This is a genomic window from Actinomadura hibisca NBRC 15177 (genome assembly GCF_001552635.1).
Classification (GTDB): Bacteria; Actinomycetota; Actinomycetes; order Streptosporangiales; family Streptosporangiaceae; genus Spirillospora; species Spirillospora hibisca.
On sequence record NZ_BCRO01000072.1, the window covers coordinates 1 to 18,539 of the forward strand.

General features: G+C 71.6%; 23 protein-coding genes. 18 read left to right on the forward strand and 5 right to left on the reverse strand.

The genetic code is table 11. From position 1 onward, the window contains the following. The first annotated feature begins 282 nt into the window (after positions 1 to 282). From AH6_RS29500 to AH6_RS29510, 3 genes are all read left to right on the forward strand, one after another. Positions 283 to 1,770 carry a DHA2 family efflux MFS transporter permease subunit gene (locus AH6_RS29500; protein ID WP_083983594.1) on the forward strand — a complete coding sequence of 496 codons (1,488 nt, stop codon included), beginning with the start codon at positions 283 to 285 and terminating at the stop codon, positions 1,768 to 1,770. A 13-nt stretch (positions 1,771 to 1,783) separates the two neighbouring features. Next, the gene (locus AH6_RS29505) at positions 1,784 to 2,359 is read left to right on the forward strand and encodes a TetR/AcrR family transcriptional regulator (protein ID WP_218005960.1); all 576 of its coding nucleotides are present in this window, start codon (positions 1,784 to 1,786) and stop codon (positions 2,357 to 2,359) included. A 281-nt stretch (positions 2,360 to 2,640) separates the two neighbouring features. Next, complete coding sequence (locus AH6_RS29510) at positions 2,641 to 3,435, forward strand: SAM-dependent methyltransferase (RefSeq protein WP_067486361.1); 795 nt, start codon at positions 2,641 to 2,643, stop codon at positions 3,433 to 3,435. Between the two features lie 182 nt (positions 3,436 to 3,617). Here AH6_RS29510 and AH6_RS44225 read toward each other — a convergent pair whose 3' ends face one another. Then, on the reverse strand, positions 3,618 to 3,767 hold the full coding sequence (locus AH6_RS44225) for an ATP-binding protein (RefSeq protein ID WP_157431800.1): 150 nt from the start codon (positions 3,765 to 3,767) through the stop codon (positions 3,618 to 3,620). A 135-nt stretch (positions 3,768 to 3,902) separates the two neighbouring features. Between AH6_RS44225 and AH6_RS29515 the strand changes: the two genes are divergently transcribed. Together AH6_RS29515 and AH6_RS29520 are read left to right on the forward strand one after the other, a co-directional pair. Beyond that, positions 3,903 to 4,718: a helix-turn-helix domain-containing protein gene (locus AH6_RS29515; protein WP_157431801.1), complete on the forward strand. Its 816-nt coding sequence runs from the start codon at positions 3,903 to 3,905 to the stop codon at positions 4,716 to 4,718. Next, positions 4,715 to 4,903, forward strand: a complete 189-nt coding sequence (locus tag AH6_RS29520; protein ID WP_067486364.1) for a DUF397 domain-containing protein — start codon at positions 4,715 to 4,717, stop codon at positions 4,901 to 4,903. Before AH6_RS29515 ends, AH6_RS29520 begins: the two co-directional genes overlap by 4 nt. On the opposite strand, the gene AH6_RS44230 is transcribed toward AH6_RS29520, so the two are convergent. Beyond that, positions 4,878 to 5,360, reverse strand: coding sequence for a hypothetical protein (locus AH6_RS44230; protein WP_157431802.1), 483 nt, complete (start codon positions 5,358 to 5,360; stop codon positions 4,878 to 4,880). The genes AH6_RS29520 and AH6_RS44230 overlap by 26 nt on opposite strands. An 88-nt stretch (positions 5,361 to 5,448) precedes the next feature. On the opposite strand from AH6_RS44230, the gene AH6_RS44830 reads away from it, so the two are divergent. The 4 genes from AH6_RS44830 (at position 5,449) to AH6_RS29535 (ending at position 7,878) form a co-directional block, all read left to right on the forward strand. Next, positions 5,449 to 5,568: a DUF397 domain-containing protein gene (locus AH6_RS44830; RefSeq protein WP_169807937.1), complete on the forward strand. Its 120-nt coding sequence runs from the start codon at positions 5,449 to 5,451 to the stop codon at positions 5,566 to 5,568. Positions 5,569 to 5,779: 211 nt separating this feature from the next. Beyond that, a complete protein-coding gene (locus AH6_RS29525; protein WP_157431803.1) occupies positions 5,780 to 6,301 on the forward strand; it encodes a hypothetical protein in 522 nt (173 codons plus the stop codon). 129 nt (positions 6,302 to 6,430) lie between these two features. Then, positions 6,431 to 7,021 carry a TetR/AcrR family transcriptional regulator gene (locus tag AH6_RS29530; RefSeq protein WP_067486368.1) on the forward strand — a complete coding sequence of 197 codons (591 nt, stop codon included), beginning with the start codon at positions 6,431 to 6,433 and terminating at the stop codon, positions 7,019 to 7,021. Then, positions 7,018 to 7,878 (forward strand): alpha/beta fold hydrolase, encoded by an 861-nt coding sequence (locus tag AH6_RS29535; protein ID WP_067486370.1) that lies wholly within the window; start codon positions 7,018 to 7,020, stop codon positions 7,876 to 7,878. The genes AH6_RS29530 and AH6_RS29535 overlap by 4 nt, the downstream gene beginning before the upstream one ends. Positions 7,879 to 8,043: 165 nt before the next feature. Here AH6_RS29535 and AH6_RS29540 read toward each other — a convergent pair whose 3' ends face one another. Further along, on the reverse strand, positions 8,044 to 8,778 hold the full coding sequence (locus tag AH6_RS29540; RefSeq protein WP_067486372.1) for a PaaX family transcriptional regulator C-terminal domain-containing protein: 735 nt from the start codon (positions 8,776 to 8,778) through the stop codon (positions 8,044 to 8,046). Between the two features lie 115 nt (positions 8,779 to 8,893). Here AH6_RS29540 and AH6_RS29545 point away from each other — a divergent pair, with 115 nt between their 5' ends. From AH6_RS29545 to AH6_RS29585, 9 genes are all read left to right on the forward strand, one after another. Continuing rightward, positions 8,894 to 10,666 (forward strand): acyl-CoA dehydrogenase family protein, encoded by a 1,773-nt coding sequence (locus AH6_RS29545; RefSeq protein WP_067486374.1) that lies wholly within the window; start codon positions 8,894 to 8,896, stop codon positions 10,664 to 10,666. A 62-nt stretch (positions 10,667 to 10,728) separates the two neighbouring features. Then, on the forward strand, positions 10,729 to 11,268 hold the full coding sequence (locus AH6_RS29550) for a PaaI family thioesterase (protein ID WP_067486376.1): 540 nt from the start codon (positions 10,729 to 10,731) through the stop codon (positions 11,266 to 11,268). Then, the gene (locus AH6_RS29555; RefSeq protein WP_067486377.1) at positions 11,268 to 12,032 is read left to right on the forward strand and encodes a crotonase/enoyl-CoA hydratase family protein; all 765 of its coding nucleotides are present in this window, start codon (positions 11,268 to 11,270) and stop codon (positions 12,030 to 12,032) included. Before AH6_RS29550 ends, AH6_RS29555 begins: the two co-directional genes overlap by 1 nt. Positions 12,033 to 12,107: 75 nt before the next feature. Then, on the forward strand, positions 12,108 to 12,908 hold the full coding sequence (locus tag AH6_RS29560) for a hypothetical protein (RefSeq protein WP_067486378.1): 801 nt from the start codon (positions 12,108 to 12,110) through the stop codon (positions 12,906 to 12,908). Beyond that, the gene (locus tag AH6_RS29565) at positions 12,905 to 13,423 is read left to right on the forward strand and encodes an RNA polymerase sigma factor (RefSeq protein ID WP_067486515.1); all 519 of its coding nucleotides are present in this window, start codon (positions 12,905 to 12,907) and stop codon (positions 13,421 to 13,423) included. Before AH6_RS29560 ends, AH6_RS29565 begins: the two co-directional genes overlap by 4 nt. A gap of 53 nt (positions 13,424 to 13,476) precedes the next feature. Beyond that, on the forward strand, positions 13,477 to 14,700 hold the full coding sequence (locus AH6_RS29570) for a L,D-transpeptidase (RefSeq protein ID WP_067486379.1): 1,224 nt from the start codon (positions 13,477 to 13,479) through the stop codon (positions 14,698 to 14,700). A 64-nt stretch (positions 14,701 to 14,764) separates the two neighbouring features. Beyond that, the gene (locus tag AH6_RS29575) at positions 14,765 to 16,015 is read left to right on the forward strand and encodes a cytochrome P450 (RefSeq protein ID WP_067486380.1); all 1,251 of its coding nucleotides are present in this window, start codon (positions 14,765 to 14,767) and stop codon (positions 16,013 to 16,015) included. A 7-nt stretch (positions 16,016 to 16,022) separates the two neighbouring features. After that, entirely contained in the window at positions 16,023 to 17,129 is a 1,107-nt protein-coding gene (locus AH6_RS29580; RefSeq protein WP_067486381.1) for an NAD(P)-dependent alcohol dehydrogenase, read from the forward strand. Beyond that, positions 17,126 to 17,566, forward strand: coding sequence for a DUF4334 domain-containing protein (locus AH6_RS29585; protein ID WP_067486383.1), 441 nt, complete (start codon positions 17,126 to 17,128; stop codon positions 17,564 to 17,566). The genes AH6_RS29580 and AH6_RS29585 overlap by 4 nt, the downstream gene beginning before the upstream one ends. Before the next feature lie 3 nt (positions 17,567 to 17,569). Here AH6_RS29585 and AH6_RS29590 read toward each other — a convergent pair whose 3' ends face one another. Then, positions 17,570 to 18,178, reverse strand: coding sequence for a 2-hydroxyacid dehydrogenase (locus tag AH6_RS29590; RefSeq protein WP_218005961.1), 609 nt, complete (start codon positions 18,176 to 18,178; stop codon positions 17,570 to 17,572). Continuing rightward, a complete protein-coding gene (locus AH6_RS45450) occupies positions 18,178 to 18,477 on the reverse strand; it encodes a Rossmann-fold NAD(P)-binding domain-containing protein (RefSeq protein WP_218005962.1) in 300 nt (99 codons plus the stop codon). Before AH6_RS45450 ends, AH6_RS29590 begins: the two co-directional genes overlap by 1 nt. Positions 18,478 to 18,539: the final 62 nt, after the last annotated feature.

Here is an 18,539-nt window from a genome sequence, read left to right on the forward strand (position 1 = left end):
CCCCGGCGGCGGAGGTTGTTGTCCCCGTCCCCGTGGCTGGGGTTGTTGCACGCCTGTCCCCGGGGCTAGCGCTGTTGGTCATGTGTGGGGCACGGGGCCAGGTATGGGCCCGTTGGCCGTCTCCGTGCCCGGCCGGACGCGGGTGCGGATAGCGGCCGAGCAGCGGTAGCCCGTTCCTAAAAAAGAGAGTAGCCTCCGATTTGAAGGCAGACTCTCACTAGGAGGTGAACTCCCATGTCAGCAGATCTGGGTGCGCGCAGATGGTGGGCCGTTGGAGCGCTCGTGCTCGCGTCTCTGGTCGTGGGCTTCGATGTGACGATCCTGAGCCTGGCGTTGCCGGCGATGGCCGCTGACCTGGGCGCGAACAACGTCCAGTTGCAGTGGTTCGTCACGTCGTACACGTTGGTGTTCGCGGCCGGGATGATCCCCGCCGGGATGCTCGGGGACCGGTTCGGGCGCAGGAAGGTGCTCCTGGGCGCGCTGGTGATCTTCGGCGTGAGTTCGCTGGCCTGCGCCTACTCCACGGCCTCGGGTGCGTTCATCGGCGCGCGGGCGGTGCTCGGCCTGGGCGCCGCGCTGATCATGCCGACCACGTTGTCGCTGCTGCCGGTGATGTTCTCCGACGAGGAGCGTCCCAAGGCGATCGGCGCGGTGGCGGGTGCGGCGATGCTCGCCTATCCCCTGGGCCCGATCCTGGGCGGCTACCTGCTCAACCACTTCTGGTGGGGATCGGTGTTCCTGATCAACGTGCCGGTGGTGATCATCGCCTTCCTGGCGGTGTGGGCCTGGCTCCCGGAGTCGAAGGCCAAGCAGGCCAAGCGGTTCGACGTGGGAGGGCTGGTCTTCTCCAGCGTGGGCCTGGCCGCGATGACCTACGGCGTGATCCAGGGCGGCGAGAAGGGCTGGGACGACGTCACCGCGCTGGCACCGCTGCTCGGCGGTCTGCTCGCCGTGGTGGTGTTCGTCCTCTGGGAGAGGCGGGCGGCCGAGCCCCTGGTCGACCTCTCGCTGTTCGCGTCAGCCCGGTTCACCTCCGGCACCATGCTCGGCACGGTGATCAACTTCACCATGTTCGGCGTGTTGTTCACGATGCCGCAGTACTACCAGGCGGTTCTCGGCACCGACGCGATGGGCAGCGGTTTGCGGCTCCTGCCGATGGTCGGCGGTCTGCTCGTGGGCGTGTCGGCCGCGCCCAAGACGGCCAAGGCCCTGGGGCCGAAGGCCGCGGTCGGCATCGGCTTCGCGCTGCTCGCCGCCGCCCTGTTCTACGGCGCCACCACGGACACCGGAAGCGGGACCGGCCTCGCGGCCGCGTGGACGGCGGCCTACGGTCTCGGCCTCGGGCTCGCGCTGCCGACCGCCATGGACGCGGCCCTCGGCGCGCTGTCCACCGACAGCGCCGGTGTCGGCTCCGCCGTCAACCAGTCGATCCGTACGCTGGGCGGAAGTTTCGGCGCCGCCATCCTGGGGGCGGTCCTCAACTCGGGATACCGCGGCGAGCTCGAACTCGGCGGGCTGCCCGCCAAGGCGCAGGACGCCGTCAGGGACTCGGTCTTCGGCGGTCTGGGCGTGGCCAAGGCGGTGAAGTCCCCGGCGCTGGCCGATGCGGTGAAGTCCGCGTTCGTCCACGGTCTGGACGTCGTCCTGGTGGTCTCCGGCGCCTTGGGACTGCTCGGCGTCCTGCTCGCCGTGGTGTGGCTGCCCCGCCATGTTGGTCAGAGCGCCGCCGACCCCGCAGAATCTGAGCATGAAGCCGCGGACGCAGTCTGACGAGGCCAAAACGATGCCTGGCCTGAGAGAACGCAAGAAGGCCAGGACCAAGGCCGCGATCCAGCGGGAGGCGGTGCGGTTGTTCCGGGACCAGGGCTATTCGGCCACGACCATGGAGCAGATCGCCGAGGCCGCCGAGGTCGCTCCCAGCACCGTCTTCCGCTACTTCGCGACCAAGCAGGACCTGGTCTTCTCGCACGACTACGACCTGCCCTTCGCGATGATGTTCCAGGCCCAGTCGCCCGACCTGACCCCGATCCAGGCCGAACGCCAGACGATCAGCTCGATGCTCAAGGACATCTCCCCGCAGGAGCTGGCCCTACAGCGCGAGCGGTGGGTACTCATACTCTCCGAGCCGGAGCTTTGGGGAGCGAGCCTGGGCGGCATCAGCAGGACCATGCGGGTCATGTCGGCGGAAGTGGCCAAGCGCACCGGGCGCAGTCCGGCCGACGCGTCGGTGCGCGCCTATACCGGAGCCGTGTTCGGAGTGATGTTGCAGGTCTCGCTGGAGTGGGCGGACGATCCGGACATGGACTTCGCCACCGCCCTGGACGAGGCGCTGCGCTGCCTGGACGACCTGCGTCCCTGAAGCGGGCGGCGTCAGTGGCCGACGGGCCCGCGGACCCGTACCCGGCCCAGCACGGGGATGAACCGCGGCCTGTCCCGTGGTCGGGACGAACGCGGCGGGCGGCACCCGCGGTCGGCGGCGAGCTGGACGTTGCCGGTCCGCCCGCCCGTTTTGCTCCTCGGGGCCGGTCCCCTGGCGGGATTTGATGAGTTTTCCAAGGTCGTGTCCGAAATGTACTGACGGCACGAGGGCCTCTGCGGGCAGGATGGGGCCAACGAAGATCGCTCATCGAGGGAGCGCCCATGGACGACCGGCCTGCGATCGACACCTCCAGCGCCCACCAGGCCCGGGTCTGGAACTATTTCGTCGGCGGCAAGGACCACTACCCGGCCGACCGCGCGTTCGCCGAGGAGATCCTGCGCGCCTACCCGGGCTTCGACGAGGTGCCCCGCCTGGCGCGGATGTTCCTCAAGCGCGTGGTCTGGCACCTCGCCGACGAGGTCGGCATCCGGCAGTTCCTCGACGTCGGGACCGGCCTGCCCACGCACGACAACACCCACGAGGTCGCGCAGCGCGCCGCGCCCGAGAGCAAGATCGTCTATGTGGACAACGACCCGCTGGTCCTGCTGCACGCCGAGGCGTTGCTGACCAGCACTCCCGAGGGCGAGTGCCGTTACGTCGAGGCCGACGCCCGCGATCCCGAGGGCATCCTGCGCGAGGCCGCCGAGACGCTGGACTTCACGCGCCCGGTGGCGCTGATGCTCCTGGGCGTTCTGGGCACCATCGCCGACGACGGGGAGGCCCAGGCGATCGTGCGACGCCTGCTGGACGCCCTTCCCTCGGGCAGCTACCTGGTGCTGGAGGACGGCACCAAGACGGTCCGGCCCGAGGCGGCGACCGAGGCCGAGCGTGTCCGCGACGAGTCCGGCTACAACTACGAGCTGCGCACCCCCGAGCGGATCGCCCGCTTCTTCGACGGCCTGGAACTGCTGGAACCGGGTGTCGTGTCGGTCTCGCGCTGGCGGCCCTCCCAGAACCCGTTCGGCGAGGACCCGCCGGAGGTGGACGCCTACTGCGGTGTCGCCCGCAAGCCCTGACCGTCGGGGGCGGGGTGTGCTGGGCGATGAGGCGTTCCAGGACGCCGGGGTCGCCCGACGCCAGCACGCGGCCGGTGACGAGGGGAAGCGCGACGAACTGGCGGGAGTAGCGGCCGAAGAGGATCGCCCAGCCTGGCCAGCGGCGGTTCAGTTCGGCGGCGACCTGTTCCGGCGTCATCGCGCTACTCCTTCGGCTTCGGGCCGAGACGCGCCCAGACGACCTTGCCGCCGCCGGGTGCGGGGCGGTGGCCCCAGGCGCGGGAGAACTCCCGGACGAGCAGGAGCCCGCGCCCGTTGAGCGCGGCGGCGGGATCGAGAGGCAAATGAACCACGAAAGTGTCCTCTGGGTAGAGCGCGATGTCTTCGTTGCTTTGTGTTGCGTTCCGCCTCCATAGCGTCGCCAGTCGGATCTACGCTGGGAACCCGCTTGCCTGCTGGATCCGGGAAATAGCAGAACGGTGATCGCGATGCCCGCCATGAAGCCGATCGATCCGTTTGAGAGCCTTTTCGCGTACTTCGCGTACGAACTGCGCCGTCACCGTGAGGCGCGCGGCATGAGTCAGGACCAACTGGCCAAGGAGCTGTACACGACCAGAGCCACCATCGCAGCGTACGAAAGTCGGCGGAACCACCCGAAGACGAAGTTCGCCCTCCAGTTGGACGAGTACTTCGGCACGGGGCTGCATTTTCAGGCCCTGCTGTACTACATGCGGCGAGAGCACCTGCTGGAGTGGTTCGAGAAGTACATGCAGCTGGAGCTTGAGGCCAAGGAGATCAAGGCTTTTCAGCCTCTCATCGTTCCTGGACTACTCCAGACCCCCGAGTACGCCAGCGCTCTCCTCGAAACGGGGGAGTTGGAGGACGTCGACAAGGCGCTCCAGGCTCGGATGAAGCGCCGCGACCTGTTGACGCGGCAATCCTCCGCGCCTCCTCATCTCTGGGTGCTACTCGACCAGGCTGTCATCCAGCGTCCCGTCGGTGGGGCGGCGGTGATGCGGGAGCAGTTGCAGCACCTGATCGATGTGTCCCACCTCCGCCATGTGTCCATCCGTGTTGTGGCGACGGCCGCCGGTGCTCACATTGGCATGGAGGGCGGCTTCCTCACGCTGGCTCAGCCTGACGGAAACGTCGGCTTCGCGGAGGCCATGTTGGCCGGACGCCTGATCTATGAACCTGCCGAGGTCGAGAGGCTGACGCTACGATATGACCGTATCGGCACAAAAGCCCTGCACGAGGAGGGTTCTCGCCGTTTGATCAGGGCTGTGTTGGAGGGCATGAAGTGATCGAGTGGCGCAAGGCGAGCCGCAGCAACGCTTCGGGCGGCGAGTGCGTGGAGGTCTCGACCAACGTCACCGAGCGCGTTCTGATCAGGGATTCCAAGGACCCGGACGGATCGCGCGTCGCGTTCGAGTGGGCAGAGTTGGCGGCCCTCCTGCGCGACATCAAGCGTGGTGCGCACGACCTCTGAGCATGACTGCCTCACTCGCGCCGCCGCCCCACATTGCGTGAGGCCGGAGCAATCCTGCGAGGGCATGGGCGGCCTCATGGGATTTCTGGACTTCGATTGCACTGGTGCCGCTGCGCACGCTGCTGAACAGCGTGTTGCCGACGAGAGCACCCAGGGCCAACCCTGCGACGAATGCGGCCAGGCCGACTCGGCGTGGAGGATAGTTGCCCAGCATCACCGCGAGGACGACGAGTCCGATGACGGTGACGAACATGCTGGGGAAGATCAGCCATATCCCGTCCGGGCAGCGGATGCCGGTATGGCGACCGCATTCGCTTCCCAACTCGGTGAGCCTGACGTGCCAGACCCGGATCGCACACCACACACCTGCACCCCAGATCAGCCCGCCCAGACCCCACAACAACGCTCGCTTGGCCAATGTCGCCGCTTTCTTCAATCCAGTGGTTCCAAGATCCATCTGACGTGAGCGAAAGGTGAACAGTTCCGTCCAGGACGAGTTCTGGGTGGTGTCCGTCGTCGGCGCGGGAGGGCGAGGAGGGGGTGGCGTGGCCGAGCGCGTTCTGATCAGAGACTCCAGGGACCCCGACGGACCGCGCGTCGCGTTCGGGCGCGACGGGTTCGCCGCCCTCCTCCGTGATGTCAAGGGCGGCGTGCACGACCTCTGATCTCCCCGGCGGGCGGTGCGCGCGGGCCGGGTACCGGCCATGCCCCTCCTTCCTGCGCGCTCGTCACGTCGAGCGCGGCGGGCCGTAGCGCGCCCGGCTACGGTAAAAGCCCAGGTCAGGGTGTTGGTCCAGGGGCAGAGTAGGGGGTGCCGCTGGTCCGCCCGGCATGTCGGGAAAAATTCTCAGAAAACTTCCGAACCTGCTGGCGATCATGGGCATCGAAGAGGCCATGAACAGAATGAAGCAGGTTAAGCGCGCCGCCCTCATCGCCCTTGTCGGAGCCTCCACCTTCGGTGCCGGAATTGCCACCGCGGCCACTTCCGGAGCCGCGCCCCACGCCGCCCCCACCAAGGTGAGTGCGCAGGCCAGCAGCGCCAAGCCGGGCACTGCGGTCAACTTGAATTTCTCCGAGTCGCTGCGTGAGTCGCTCGGTGACATTTACTTCAACAAGTCCTACAAGCCCGCCCACAAGAAGGCTATTCGCGGCAACCTCATCGGGCCGTGGAATGTGTATTACGGAAAGGTCGCCGGAAAGTCCGCGGCGAGCGACGTGTACTACGCCGTGGGCACGGTCATGTACGACGGCGACCCGCTGGGCACCGAGGGCGGCCCGCACGTGTGGCGCAAGAAGGGCGGTGGCGCCTGGACCTACGTCGGCAACACCGGCGGCGCGGTCTGCGAGCAGGTTCCGTCCGTGCTGGTCAAGGCGTGGCACAAGCCCTGCAACTGGTGAAGTCCTGAATCCGACCGAGTAGTGCCCTTGCCGGGCCGGTCCCGGCAAGGGAGAGATCTGAACCTCCGGCGCTTGCTCACCCTAGGGACCCTAGGATAAAACTAGGGTTCCTAGGACAGTGGAGGGCGCATGGTGCGGGCCGGGTTGACGGTGGAGCGGGTCACGGTGGCGGGAGCCGAGCTCGCGGACGAGCTCGGGCTCGATCAGGTCACCATGGCCCGCGTCGCCCGGCGGCTCGGCGTCAAGGACGCCAGCCTCTACACCCACGTCCGCAGCCTGGACGACCTGCGCGGGCGCATTGCTCTGCTCGCGGCCGACGAGAAGACCCTCTGCATCGCCGAGGCCACCGCCGGGCGTGCGGGCAAGGACGCGCTCATTGCGTTCGCCAACGCCTGGCGTGAGTACGCCCATGAGCATCCGGGGCGCTACGCGGCCACCCAGACGCCTATCCCGATCGACCCGGAACTCGCCGCCAAAGCCCCCGGGCCCCGGCGCGCCATCGAGCTCACCTACAGCATGTTGCGCGCCTATGGGCTTGTGGAGCCTGACGTCACCGACGCGGTTCGGGTTCTGCGCAGCACCTTTCACGGGTTCGTCGCCTTGGAAGCAGCGGGCGGGTTCGCGCATGAGCGGTCGTCTCAAGATTCCTGGGAGCAGGCCCTTGAAGCCCTCCACGTCCTTCTGGAGCACTGGCCCACGTCCCCCGGAGAACTGTCATGACCAGCTCGACCCTGCGCGTGAACGGCGCGACCCTGCACTACGACGTGTGTGGCGAGGGGCCGCTTCTGCTCCTCATTCCTGGTGGGACGGGCGGTGCGGCTTCTTTCGACGGTGTTGTTGACGGGCTCGCTGTCGAGTACACCGTCGTCACCTACGATCCGCGCGGCATGTCTCGGAGTGTCTTGGACGAAGCCGAGGCCGAACAGCGGGTCGCGGAGCATGCTGACGACACCTTCCGGCTTCTGGAGCTGCTGTCGCCCGACGAGCCTGTTCGTGTTTTCGGCACAAGTTCGGGGGCCATCGTCGCGCTGGAGCTTCTTGTCACCCATCCCCAACGGGTTGAGCGTGTGGTGGCGCATGAGCCGCCCGTGGTGGAGGTCCTGCCGGATGCCGATGAGCACCGTGCTCTCCTCGCGCGCGTGCGCGAGGCGTTCGACAGCGGCGGGCCCATGCAGGCCATGGGCGTCTTCGCGGCTGGCTTGCAGGGCGACGGCCCTCCTGCGCCGCAGGTCGAGCTTTCTCCGGAGGCCGCCGCGCGCGTTCAGCGGAGCATGGTCAACATGCCCTACTTCATCGGGCGCATCGTGCCCGGCTTCATGGCCTACGTCCCCGACGTCGCCCGGCTGGAGGCGCTGGCCGATCGGCTCGTGCTCGCGGGCGGCGACGACTCGCGCGGCCAGTTGCCCTACCGTCCGGCCGCCTTCCTGGCCGAGCGCCTCGGTACGGAGCTTGTGCACTTTCCCGGCGGGCACGTTGGGCTGAGCACGCATCCCGACGCGTTCGGCGAAGCTCTGCGGAAGGTCCTGGTCACGCCTCAGGCAGAGTTCCGTTCCGGCGTGCCTCGTCGTAGCCGTTGATCCGGCCCATGTTGACGCGCGGGTGGAAGTAGCTGATCGGCGTCCGGCCCTCGGGCGTCACGCAGAAGATGCGGTAGGGACGCCCTTCGCCCCTCGCCGTCCCACCTGGTACTCCACGGCGAACGTGCAGTTCTCCGGCGGGTAGCTCATGGTCCGCGCTCCAACTCAGGTCATCAGGTGGTCGGCCAGCAGGTGTTCAAAGGTTCGCTCGAAGTGTTCGTAGTGCGCCCGCAGGTCCGGGCCCGGCCAGTCCGCAGGCAGTAGCTCCGGCGGTAGCAGCGGGTCGTTCAGCAGGTGTCGCAGTACCGCCGCCGACACCGTGAACCGCTCCGCCAGGCTCTCCGCCTCGTCCAGCGCCGACCGCAGCGCCGCCGCCGTCGCCGTCCATCCCTCCAGGTCCCACAACGCCCCCGCCAGCGTTGTCGGCGGCTGCTCCGGGCGGCCCGCCAGGAACGTGCACTGCCGCTGCACGATCTCCGGGCGCGGGCGCGTCAGGTTCGCCGGGCGCAGCCATGTCCCCTCGCGCAGCTCCGCCAGCCGCAGTTCCGACATCGCCTGCCGCAGCGCCGCCCGTTCGGCCGCCGGGCGGCGGTCCGCCGTGATGATCGCGATCTCCCACGTCCCGTCCCACGGGCGCGTCCGCGGCGTGCGGCTCTCGTCCTGGCGCGTCTGGCGGCTCAGCAGCCGCTCGGTCAGCTCGTACGCGCCGTCCGCCTGCACCAGGTCCCCGGCCGCCACCATCCGCGACAGCGCCACTCGCACGGTGCCCTCGGCGATCCCGAACAGGTCGCCCACGCGCACCAGGTACCGGGCCGGCAGCCGGGGCGGGTGCAGGCCCAGCAGCGTGCTCAGCACGACCGAGCGGGCGGTCAGCGGGCGCAGGCCCAGGGCGTTCCTCATCGAGGCGGACCCTATCCCGCGGCCGGGCCGCGCCGGGCGGGGGATTCCGCCAAACTCACCTCCGCGCCGGATTACAGTCTTCCCGCGAGCGCAGAAAAAGCGTAATGTCCCGGCCATGGCCTCCTACCTCATCGAGCCGGTGGACCGGCTCCCGTTCGGCGGCCCCGCCAAGGCCCGCCGCTACGCGACCGAGCGCTACCAGGGCGCCGCCGGGCTCAACTGGTACGCCTGCGACCCCACCCTCCGCTTCGTCCTCGAACAGCGGCTCGGCAAGGACGGCCTCGCCTGGGCCGAGCCCCGCCTGACCGAACTCGGCGCGCTCATGGGCGGACCCATCGCCGAGCGCGCCGAAGAGACCGACCGCAACCCGCCCCGCCTGGAGAAGTACGACCGCTGGGGCCGCGACATCAGCCGCGTCGTCATGCCGCCCTCGTTCGAGGCCGCCCGCGCTGATCTGGTCGCCACCTCCTTCATCCGACCCGAGTTCTTTGCCGAAGCCAGGGCCGCCGGGGTGGACGCCGCGCCGCTCGCCGTCGCCTGGAGCTACCTGCTCGACCAGGCCGACATCGGCATGGCCTGCGCGCTCGGCACCGGCGGCGACATGGTCGTCGGGCTGGCCGAGATGTTCGCCCCCGACGACGTGAAGGAGCGCGTCCGCGCCCTGTTCGCCGCCGGGATGTTCTCCGGCGAGGCCGCCCAGATGCTCACCGAGCGCGCGGGCGGCTCCGACCTCGGCGCGCTGGAGTCCACCGCCGTCCCCGACGGCGACGCCTGGCGGCTGAGCGGCTTCAAGTGGTTCGCCTCCAACGTCAACGGCTCGGCGTTCGTCGTGCTCGCCAAGCCCGAGGGCGCGGTGGACGGCGTGCGCGGTGTCGCCCCGTTCCTCGTCCTCACCGAGCGCCGCGACGGCTCGCGCAACGGCTACCGGATCCGCCGCCTCAAGGACAAGCTCGGCACCCGCTCGGTCGCCTCCGGCGAGATCGAGTTCGCCGACGCCGAGGCGTTCCTGCTCGCCCCGGCCGCCACGCGGGCCTCCGGCGGCGACGGCAAGGGCCTCGGCCGCATGATGGAGCTGACCAACGGCGCGCGCCTCGGCATCGCCATGATGGGACTCGGCTGCGCGCGCCGCTCGCTGGTCGAGTCGCTCTGCTACGCCCGCGCGCGCGAGGCGTTCGGCGCGCCGCTGGCCGAGCAGCCGCTCATGCGCCGCAAGCTCGCCGAGCTGGTCGTGGAGACCGAGGCCGCCCAGGCGATGGTGTTCGACGGCTACCTGAGCCGGCAGCGCCTCACGCCGCCGCTCGTCAAGATGCGCGCCGCCCGCCTCGGCGTCACCGCCGCCAGCGCCGCCGTCGAGATCCACGGCGGCAACGGCTACATCGAGAACTGGCCCGTCGCCCGCATCCTGCGCGACGCCCAGGTCAACCCCATCTGGGAGGGCGGCGACAACATCCTGTGCCTGGACGTCCGCCGCGCCATCGACCGGCAGGACGCCCACGAGCCCTTCCTCGACCGCCTCACCGAGGCCGCCGGGCGCGCCCCCGACGACGACGCCACCACCGCCTTCGTCCACGACCGCATCGGCCATCTCCGCCAGGCCATCGACCGCTGGCGCGCCCTTGATCCCGTTACCGCCGAGGCCCGCCTCTACCCGCTCGCCCAGTACATGGCCGACGTCCACGCCGCCGCTCTCCTGCTGGAGCAGGCCGGATGGGAGCGCGCGACGCACGGGAGCGACCGCAAGGCCCTCGTCGCCCGCCTCTACGCTCGCGCGCACCTCGCCGACCACGGCCCGCTGCGCGGCATCGACGACCCCGCCGAAGACCTCGACCGCTTCGCCGACCTGGCGGACGGAGCCCTCACCGACCACCGCGTCCCGCCGCCCGCGTAACCTCGGACGCACCAGAAACCGAACACGGCTCGGTATTCGCACGTGGTTGAGGAGCAAGCCCCATGACGACCCCCTCCGTCGAACGTTCCGGTCCCGCCTCGTCCCGCACGACGCCGCCCGCGCACGCCGTCGCGCCGCAGGTCGTCGGCCCCGACCCCCGGCTCACCTCCCCGGTCATGGCCGACTACGACGGTTGCTTCGGCTGCGGCGAGCAGGCCGCGAGCGGGCTGCGGATCAAGCGGACCGGGCGGCACGACGGGGTCGCCACCGCCGAGTACGTGGTCCGGCGCGAGCACCAGGGCGCGCCGGGCCTCGCGCACGGCGGCGTCCTCACCACCGCGATGGACGAGATGCTGGGCACGGCCGCCTGGCTGCTGGGCAAGCGTTATGTCACCGGTCGGCTGGAGACCGACTTCCTCGCGCCCGTTCCTGTCGGCGCGACGTTGTACCTGCGCGGCTGGTGCACGGGCGTGGACGGCCGCAAGGCTTACCTGGAGGGCGAGGGCCGCATCGGCTCCCCGGACGGCCCGCTCGCCGTCCGCGCCGCCGCCCTGTTCGTCGAAGTCCCGGAAGAACACTTCACCAAGGAGCGACTGAACTGATGTCCGTCCGCACCGAGCGCAACGGCCCCGTCACCACCGTGGTCCTGGCCCGTCCCGAGGTCCGCAACGCCGTGGACGGCCCGACCGCCGTCGCCCTCGCCGACGCCTTCCGCGCCTTCGAGGCCGACCCGGACGCCGCCGTCGCCGTCCTCTGGGGCGAGGGCGGCACGTTCTGCGCGGGCGCGGACCTCAAGGCCATCGGCGCAGGCCGCGGCAACCGCGTCGCCCCCGACGGCGACGGCCCCATGGGCCCGACCCGGATGCGGCTGTCCAAGCCGGTGATCGCCGCGGTGTCCGGGCACGCCGTGGCGGGCGGCCTGGAGCTGGCGCTCTGGTGCGACCTGCGGGTGGTCGAGGAGGACGCGGTCTTCGGCGTGTTCTGCCGCCGCTGGGGCGTGCCGCTGATCGACGGCGGCACGGTCCGGCTGCCCCGCCTGATCGGCGCCTCGCGCGCCATGGACCTGATCCTCACCGGCCGCCCCGTCGAGGCGCGCGAGGCGTTCGACATCGGCCTCGCCAACCGCCTGGTCCCGCCCGGCACGTCCCGCGAGGCCGCCGAGGAGCTGGCCGCCGAGATCGCCCGCTTCCCGCAAGCCTGCCTGCGCGGCGACCGCATGTCAGTCCTGGAACAGGACGGCCGCTCCGAGCAGGACGCCATGGCGGGCGAACTGGAGCACGGCACCCGCGCGCTCCACGAGGCCGTCGAGGGGGCCGCCCGGTTCGCCTCCGGGCACGGCCGCCACGGCGACTTCGCCGACATCTGATCGTGATCTTCGGTTGACGCGTTCCCGGTCCTGCCGGACATGTGCGGTGCGGAACGGCGGGAACGGAGGACCGGGATGCATCCGCACGACCACGGCGACGAGGCCGACCTGAGACGGGTCGCGGGCGCGGCACGCGTCGCCGACCGCGACCTCGCGGCCGACGCCCGGCTGCGCGCGCTGCTCGACGAGCTGCACGACGGCGTCACGGCCGCCGGACGGCCCCGGGCCCGCCGCTCCCTGCGGCTCCCGGCCCCGCACCGCCTCGCGCCCGTCCTCGCGGCGGCCCTCACCGTCGCCCTCGTCCTGGGCGGCGGCCTGGCCCTGCGCCAGTCCCGCACCGACCGCGCGCCGGACGCGACCTCGTCCGGCACCGCGCAGCCCGGCCGGACGTTCCGCACCGGGGTCTTCGGGAGCGCCCCCGGCTTCGAGTTCCGGGGCCGTCCGGGAGAGCACGGGGACGGCAGCGAGTGGGTGCGCCTCGACGCCCCCGACCTGCCCGCCTACCTGGGCGCCCTCCAGGCGTCGCGCCCGCTGCCGCCCGGCGCGTCCTGGGAGCCGCTGCACCGGCAACTCCTCCTGCCCGGCAAGCACGTCCAGATGTCGTACCTGCACCTCGACGTCATCCGGTACGCGGCGTGCCAGTGGGCCGAGGCCTGGTGGGACGGGCAACGGGCCCACCGCACCGAGAGCGTCCTCCGGGCGCACCTCGCCCTCGACAGGCTCCGCACCTACCGGTTCGTCGGCCCCGGTCGCGGGAACAGCCGCGCCGACCGGAGCTACACGATCATCCGGGGAGCCGGCGCGCGGCTCGAAATCCAGCGCTACCGCAACGAATCCTGCGGTGCGCGGTGGCGCCTGACGGGGACGCCGCGATGAGCCGCGACCTGCTCGCCCAGCGCTACGAGCACGTCTACCGCGCGCACAGCGCCGCGATCCTCGGCTACCTGGCCCGCCGCACCGAACCGCCGGAGGACGCCGCCGACCTGGCGGCCGAGGTGTTCACCGTGGCGTGGCGGCGCGTGGCCGACATGCCGCCCGGCGACGAGACCCGGCTGTGGTTGTACGGCGTCGCCCGCAACGTGCTGGCCAACCACCGCCGCGGCCGGACCCGCCGCCACCGGCTGGCCGACCGGCTGCGCGAGCACCTGTCGCGCTCGCCGCACCTCCACCACGACGACGACCACGACGGGACCGCGCCGGTGCACGCCGCGCTCGCCGCCCTCCCCGAACGCGACCGCGAGCTCATCGCGCTCACCGCCTGGGAGGGCATGACGCCCGCCGAGATCGCCGTCGTCCTCGACGCGGACCCCGCGACGGTCCGGTCCCGCCTCTCGCGCGCCCGCGCGCGGCTGCGCGCCGCCCTGGCCGACCAGGACCGCGTCCCCTGCTGACCTCCGCCCGGAACCGGAAGCCCGGACCGGCGGAGATCAAGAGCATCCCCCTCATGACCATGGAGTCCCGGTTGAAGCCCCTGCCGTCCCTCGCCGCCGCCCTGCTGGCCCTGACCGTGCTCACCGGCTGCTCGGCGGCCCCCGGCGACGACGCCCGCACCACCGCCGGGGAGGCGGGCGCGCCCAAGGTCGCCGTCATCCCCGGCGACGGCTCCGGCGGCGTCCGCCCCGACGCCCGGATCACCGTGACCGCCGGGGGCGGCGCCCTCACCGGCGTGAGCGTCCGGACCGCCGGGGGCACGGCCTCCGGCGCGTTCGCCGCCGACCGCGCGTCGTGGCGCTCCCGCTCGGGCCTCAAGCCCGGCGCGGCCTACCAGGTCACCGCCACCGCGACCGGCGCGAACGGCAAGACCACCACGCTGACCAGCCGGTTCCGCACGCTCACGCCCGCTGGAACGTTCCGCGTCACCGACGTCACCCCGAGCGCGCCCGGCGAGACGGTCGGCGTCGGCGCGCCCATCATCGTCACGTTCGACCGTGCGATCACCGACCGCGCCGCCGTCGAACGCGCCCTGGAGGTGAAGGCGCAGAAGCCGGTCCCGGGCGCGTGGCGCTGGATCGGCCCGACCCGGGTCGTCTACCGCACCAGGACCTACTGGCCCGCCCACCAGAAGGTCCGCTTCACCGCCCGCCTCACCGGCGTCGCCGCGGCCAGGGGCGTCTACGGCGCGGCCGACGTCTCCCGCACGCTCACGATCGGCGCGGCGCAGATCAGCACCGTGGACGCCCGCGACCACACGATGACCGTCCGCCGCGACGGCCGGGTGGTGAACCGGCTGAAGATCAGCGCGGGCGGCGGCGGGAAGTACGACGCGGCCAAGGGCGAGGACGTCTACCTCACCGCCAGCGGCGTGCACCTGGTCATGGAGCGCAGGCGCGTCGAGAAGATGACCTCCGCGTGGGAGGGCACCGACCCCAAGAGCGACCAGGGCTACGACGTGAGGGTCAACTGGGCCGTCCGCATCTCGGCCTCCGGCGAGTACGTCCACCAGGCCACCCCCGAGGGCCTGAGCACCCTCGGCCAGGGCAACTTCAGCCACGGCTGCGTCCGCGCCTCGGCGGCGGGGGCCCGCTGGTTCTACAACGCGGCGCAGCGCGGCGACGTCGTCGACGTGGTCGGCACCGCCCGCCGCCTCCCGTGGACGAACGGCTGGTCCTACTGGCAGCTCCCGTGGCAGACCTGGCGTACGGGAAGCGCCCTGAAGATCAACCCTTGACCGAACGGCGTTCGGCTTCTAGGTTCGCCTAGCGGGGGCGGCGCTACCTGGGGAGAACGACCGCATGGACATGACCGTGGAGGAGGCGGGCCGCGCGCTCGCCGATCCGGCCGCGTACGCCGACGACCGCCGCCTGCACGAGGCGCTCGCCCTCCTGCGGCGCGAGGACCCCGTTCCCTGGGTGGAGCGCCCGGGGTACAACCCCTTCTGGGGCGTGACGCGGCACGCCGACATCATGGAGGTCGAGCGCGACCACGCCCGCTTCCTGAACGCGCCGCGCCCCCTGCTCGGCACCGCCGAGTTCGACCACCTGAACGCCGAGCGCGCCCAGCAGGGCATCGCGCTGCGCACGCTCATCCACATGGACGACCCCGACCACCGCGTCATCCGCGCGATCGGCGCCGACTGGTTCCGGCCCAAGGCGATGCGCGCGCTGGAGCCGCGCGTCCGGGAGCTGGCCAGGCGGTACGTGGACCGCATGGTCGAGCTGGGCGGCGAGTGCGACTTCGCGCAGCAGGTCGCGGTGCACTTCCCGCTGTACGTCATCCTGTCGCTGCTCGGCCTGCCCGAGTCCGACTTCGACCGCATGCTGAAACTGACGCAGGAGTTGTTCGGCGGTGACGACTCCGAGCTCCAGCGCGGCGCGACGCCCGAGGAGAAGCTCGCCGTCCTGCTCGACTTCTTCGCCTACTTCCAGGAGCTGACCGAGGCCCGCCGCGCCGACCCCACCGACGACCTGGCGTCCGCGATCGCCAACGCCCGCGTGGACGGCGAGCCGCTCAACGACTTCGACACCGCGTCCTACTACGTCATCATCGCCACCGCCGGGCACGACACCACCAGCTCCACCATCACCGGCGGCCTGCACGCCCTGATGGAGCACCCCGACCAGCTCGCCCGGCTGCGCGCCGACCCGTCGCTGATGCCGCTGGCGGTGGACGAGATGATCCGCTGGGTCACCCCCGTCAAGGAGTTCATGCGGACCGCCACCGAGGACTGCGAGCTGGGCGGCAAGCAGATCCGCAAGGGCGACGCGCTGCTGCTGTCCTACCCCTCGGGCAACCGCGACGAGGCGGTGTTCGCCGACCCGTTCCGCTTCGACGTCGGCCGCGACCCCAACCGGCACCTCGCGTTCGGGTTCGGCGTGCACTACTGCCTGGGCGCGGCGCTCGCCCGCATCGAGGTGCGCGCGTTCTTCGAGGAGCTGCTGCCCCGGCTGGAGTCGATCGAGCCCGCCGGGGAGCCGCAGGGCATCGCGACCACCTTCGTCGGCGGGCTCAAGCGCCTGCCGGTCCGCTACACGCTGCGAGGCTGAGAACCGGATGCGCATCGACGCCGCCGTCCTGCGGGCGGCCGACGCCCCCTACACGATCGAGCCGCTGGAGCTGCGCGACCCGGGGCCGGGTGAGCTGGTCGTCCGCATCGCCGGGACGGGCATGTGCCATACCGACCTGCTCGGCCGCGCCCCCGGCGACCCGGTCGCCAAGCCCGTCGTGCTCGGCCACGAGGGCGCGGGCGTGGTGGAGGCCGCCGGGCCGGGCGTCGCGATCGCGCCGGGCACGCCGGTGGTGTTGTCGCTGGACTCCTGCGGCGGCTGCGCGAACTGCCTGGCCGCGCGGCCGGGCAACTGCGCGCACATGCAGGCGCTGAACATGTACTCGGTGCCGCTGGACGGCGTCCCGCGCGTCACCGACGGCTCCGGCGCGGCCGTCCACAACCGGTGGTTCGGGCAGTCGTCGTTCGCGACGCACGCGCTGGCCACCGTCCGCAACACCGTGCCGATCGACCCGGACGTGCCGCTGGCGACGATGGGGCCGCTGGGCTGCGGCATGCAGACGGGCGCGGGCTCGGTGCTGGTGTCGCTGGGCGTGCGCGCGGGCGACAGCATCGCCGTCTTCGGCGCGGGCGCGGTCGGGCTGGCCGCCGTGATGGCCGCGCGCGTCGCCGGGGCCACCACGATCGTCGCGGTGGACCTGAACGACGCGCGGCTCGACCTGGCCCGCGAGCTGGGCGCGACGCAAGTCTTCAACGGCGCGGACGACGACCTCGCGCGGCGCGTCAAGGAGCTGACGCCCGGCCGCGAGGGCGTGCAGTACGCGCTCGACTCCACGGCCGTGCCCGAGGTCGTCGCCACCGCCGTCGCCGCGCTGCGCACCACCGGCGTGTGCGGGCTGGTCGGCGTCGGGTCGCGGGAGTACCGGCTCGACCCGACGCTGCTGCTGATGGGCCGCACCGTCAAGGGCATCATCGAGGGCGACGCCGTCCCGCAGACCTTCATCCCGCGCCTGGTCGAGCTGTGGAGGCGGGGCCGCTTCCCGTTCGACCGCCTCGTCGAGACCTACCCGCTCGGCGCGATCAACCAGGCCGAGGCGGACAGCCTGTCCGGCAAGGTCGTCAAGCCCGTCCTGCTCATGGAGGCGACGTCATGACCGCCGAGAACCGCGTGCTCGACCTGATCCGCGACGGCGGGGCCCCGGCCGAACTGGAGAAGCTGTTCGGCGAGCTGGCCCCCGTCCCGGCCGAGTTCATGCTCGGCACCTGGGCGGGCGGCGTCTTCGACCAGGCCGACGCCATGGCCGCGCGGCTGGTGAAGATGCGCTGGTACGGCAAACGTTTCCACACCACCGAGACCGTGGACCCGCTGCTGTGCCGCACCGCCGAGGGCGCGGTCTACGCCTACGACGGCATGGGCGGGGCCCGGCTCCGCGAGATCTCCTACCGGGGCGCGGTGTCGGCCGCGATGGTCTACGACACCCAGCCGATCATCGACCACTTCCGCCGCGTCAGCGACACGGTGGTGCTGGGCGCGATGGACGCCAAGGGCCAGCAGGACACCCTCTACTTCCACCTGACCCGCGTCCCCTAGCCCCTACCGCACGCGGTGCAGTAGTTCCTCGCCTGCGGCGAGGCGGCGGCAGTTCTCGGCGGCGACGGCGAAGTAGCGCGCCCACGTCTCGCGCGTCAGCCACGCCACGTGCGGCATCACCACCACGTTGTCCAGCTCCAGCAGCGGGTTCCCGGCGGCGACGGGCTCGGTCTCGAACACGTCCAGGCCCGCGCCCGCCAGCCGCCCCGACGCCAGCGCCTCCACCAGCGCCGCCTCGTCCACGACCGCGCCCCGCGCCGTGTTGACGACGACCGCGCCGTCCGGCAGCAGCGCCAGCCGGTCGCGGTCCAGCAGGTGGTGGGTCTCGTCGGTCAGCGGGATGTGCACCGACACGATGTCGCTCTCGCGCAGCAGGTCGTCCAGCTCGCGCCAGGCCGGGTCGCCGGTGCGCGGCGTGCGGGTGGTGTAGACGACGCGCGCGCCGATCGCCTCCAGCATCCCGCGCAGCAGCCCCGCGATCTGGCCGCCGCCCAGCAGCCCGACCGTGCGCCCGGCGATCTCGCCGCCGACCATGCCGGGCTGCGCGGGCCAGCCCCGCCCGGCGCGGGTCAGGGCGTCGAACGGCACGACGCGGCGCAACGTCGCCAGCATCAGCAGCAGCGCGGTCTCGGCGACGCCTGGGCGTTGGTGCCGGGCATGTTGGCGACCGCGATGCCGCGCTCGGCGGCGGCGTCCAGATCGATGGTGTTGACGCCGGTGCCGAGCTTCTGGATCAGCCGCAACTTCGGCGCGCGGTCCATGTCGGCGGCGGTGAGCGGGCGCAGCACGTGCCAGATGACCTCGGCGTCGGGCAGCAGCTCGGCCAGGCGCGCGTCGTCCTCCTCGGGGCAGCTCACGAGGTCGAGGCCGGGCTCGTCGTGCTCGACGTCGTAGTGCAGCAGCACGCGCATGGGTGTTCCTTTCTTGCGGCCCCGATCCGCCGAGGGCGGGTCCGGCGCCGGGCTTGCTCGGT

Excerpts from the sequence above, each read along its gene's own strand:
- AH6_RS29540 (WP_067486372.1), bottom strand. The coding sequence starts at position 8,778 with ATGAGGAACGCCCTGGGCCTGCGCCCGCTGACCGCCCGCTCGGTCGTG.
- AH6_RS29565 (WP_067486515.1), top strand. The coding sequence starts at position 12,905 with ATGAGCCGCGACCTGCTCGCCCAGCGCTACGAGCACGTCTACCGCGCG.
- AH6_RS29585 (WP_067486383.1), top strand. The coding sequence starts at position 17,126 with ATGACCGCCGAGAACCGCGTGCTCGACCTGATCCGCGACGGCGGGGCC.
- AH6_RS29515 (WP_157431801.1), top strand. The coding sequence starts at position 3,903 with ATGCCCGCCATGAAGCCGATCGATCCGTTTGAGAGCCTTTTCGCGTAC.
- AH6_RS29550 (WP_067486376.1), top strand. The coding sequence starts at position 10,729 with ATGACGACCCCCTCCGTCGAACGTTCCGGTCCCGCCTCGTCCCGCACG.
- AH6_RS29590 (WP_218005961.1), bottom strand. The coding sequence starts at position 18,178 with ATGCTGGCGACGTTGCGCCGCGTCGTGCCGTTCGACGCCCTGACCCGC.
- AH6_RS44230 (WP_157431802.1), bottom strand. The coding sequence starts at position 5,360 with ATGGATCTTGGAACCACTGGATTGAAGAAAGCGGCGACATTGGCCAAG.
- AH6_RS29530 (WP_067486368.1), top strand. The coding sequence starts at position 6,431 with ATGGTGCGGGCCGGGTTGACGGTGGAGCGGGTCACGGTGGCGGGAGCC.
- AH6_RS29560 (WP_067486378.1), top strand. The coding sequence starts at position 12,108 with ATGCATCCGCACGACCACGGCGACGAGGCCGACCTGAGACGGGTCGCG.
- AH6_RS29510 (WP_067486361.1), top strand. The coding sequence starts at position 2,641 with ATGGACGACCGGCCTGCGATCGACACCTCCAGCGCCCACCAGGCCCGG.
- AH6_RS29525 (WP_157431803.1), top strand. The coding sequence starts at position 5,780 with ATGGGCATCGAAGAGGCCATGAACAGAATGAAGCAGGTTAAGCGCGCC.
- AH6_RS29545 (WP_067486374.1), top strand. The coding sequence starts at position 8,894 with ATGGCCTCCTACCTCATCGAGCCGGTGGACCGGCTCCCGTTCGGCGGC.
- AH6_RS45450 (WP_218005962.1), bottom strand. The coding sequence starts at position 18,477 with ATGCGCGTGCTGCTGCACTACGACGTCGAGCACGACGAGCCCGGCCTC.
- AH6_RS29580 (WP_067486381.1), top strand. The coding sequence starts at position 16,023 with ATGCGCATCGACGCCGCCGTCCTGCGGGCGGCCGACGCCCCCTACACG.
- AH6_RS29570 (WP_067486379.1), top strand. The coding sequence starts at position 13,477 with ATGACCATGGAGTCCCGGTTGAAGCCCCTGCCGTCCCTCGCCGCCGCC.
- AH6_RS29575 (WP_067486380.1), top strand. The coding sequence starts at position 14,765 with ATGGACATGACCGTGGAGGAGGCGGGCCGCGCGCTCGCCGATCCGGCC.
- AH6_RS29505 (WP_218005960.1), top strand. The coding sequence starts at position 1,784 with ATGCCTGGCCTGAGAGAACGCAAGAAGGCCAGGACCAAGGCCGCGATC.
- AH6_RS29555 (WP_067486377.1), top strand. The coding sequence starts at position 11,268 with ATGTCCGTCCGCACCGAGCGCAACGGCCCCGTCACCACCGTGGTCCTG.
- AH6_RS29535 (WP_067486370.1), top strand. The coding sequence starts at position 7,018 with ATGACCAGCTCGACCCTGCGCGTGAACGGCGCGACCCTGCACTACGAC.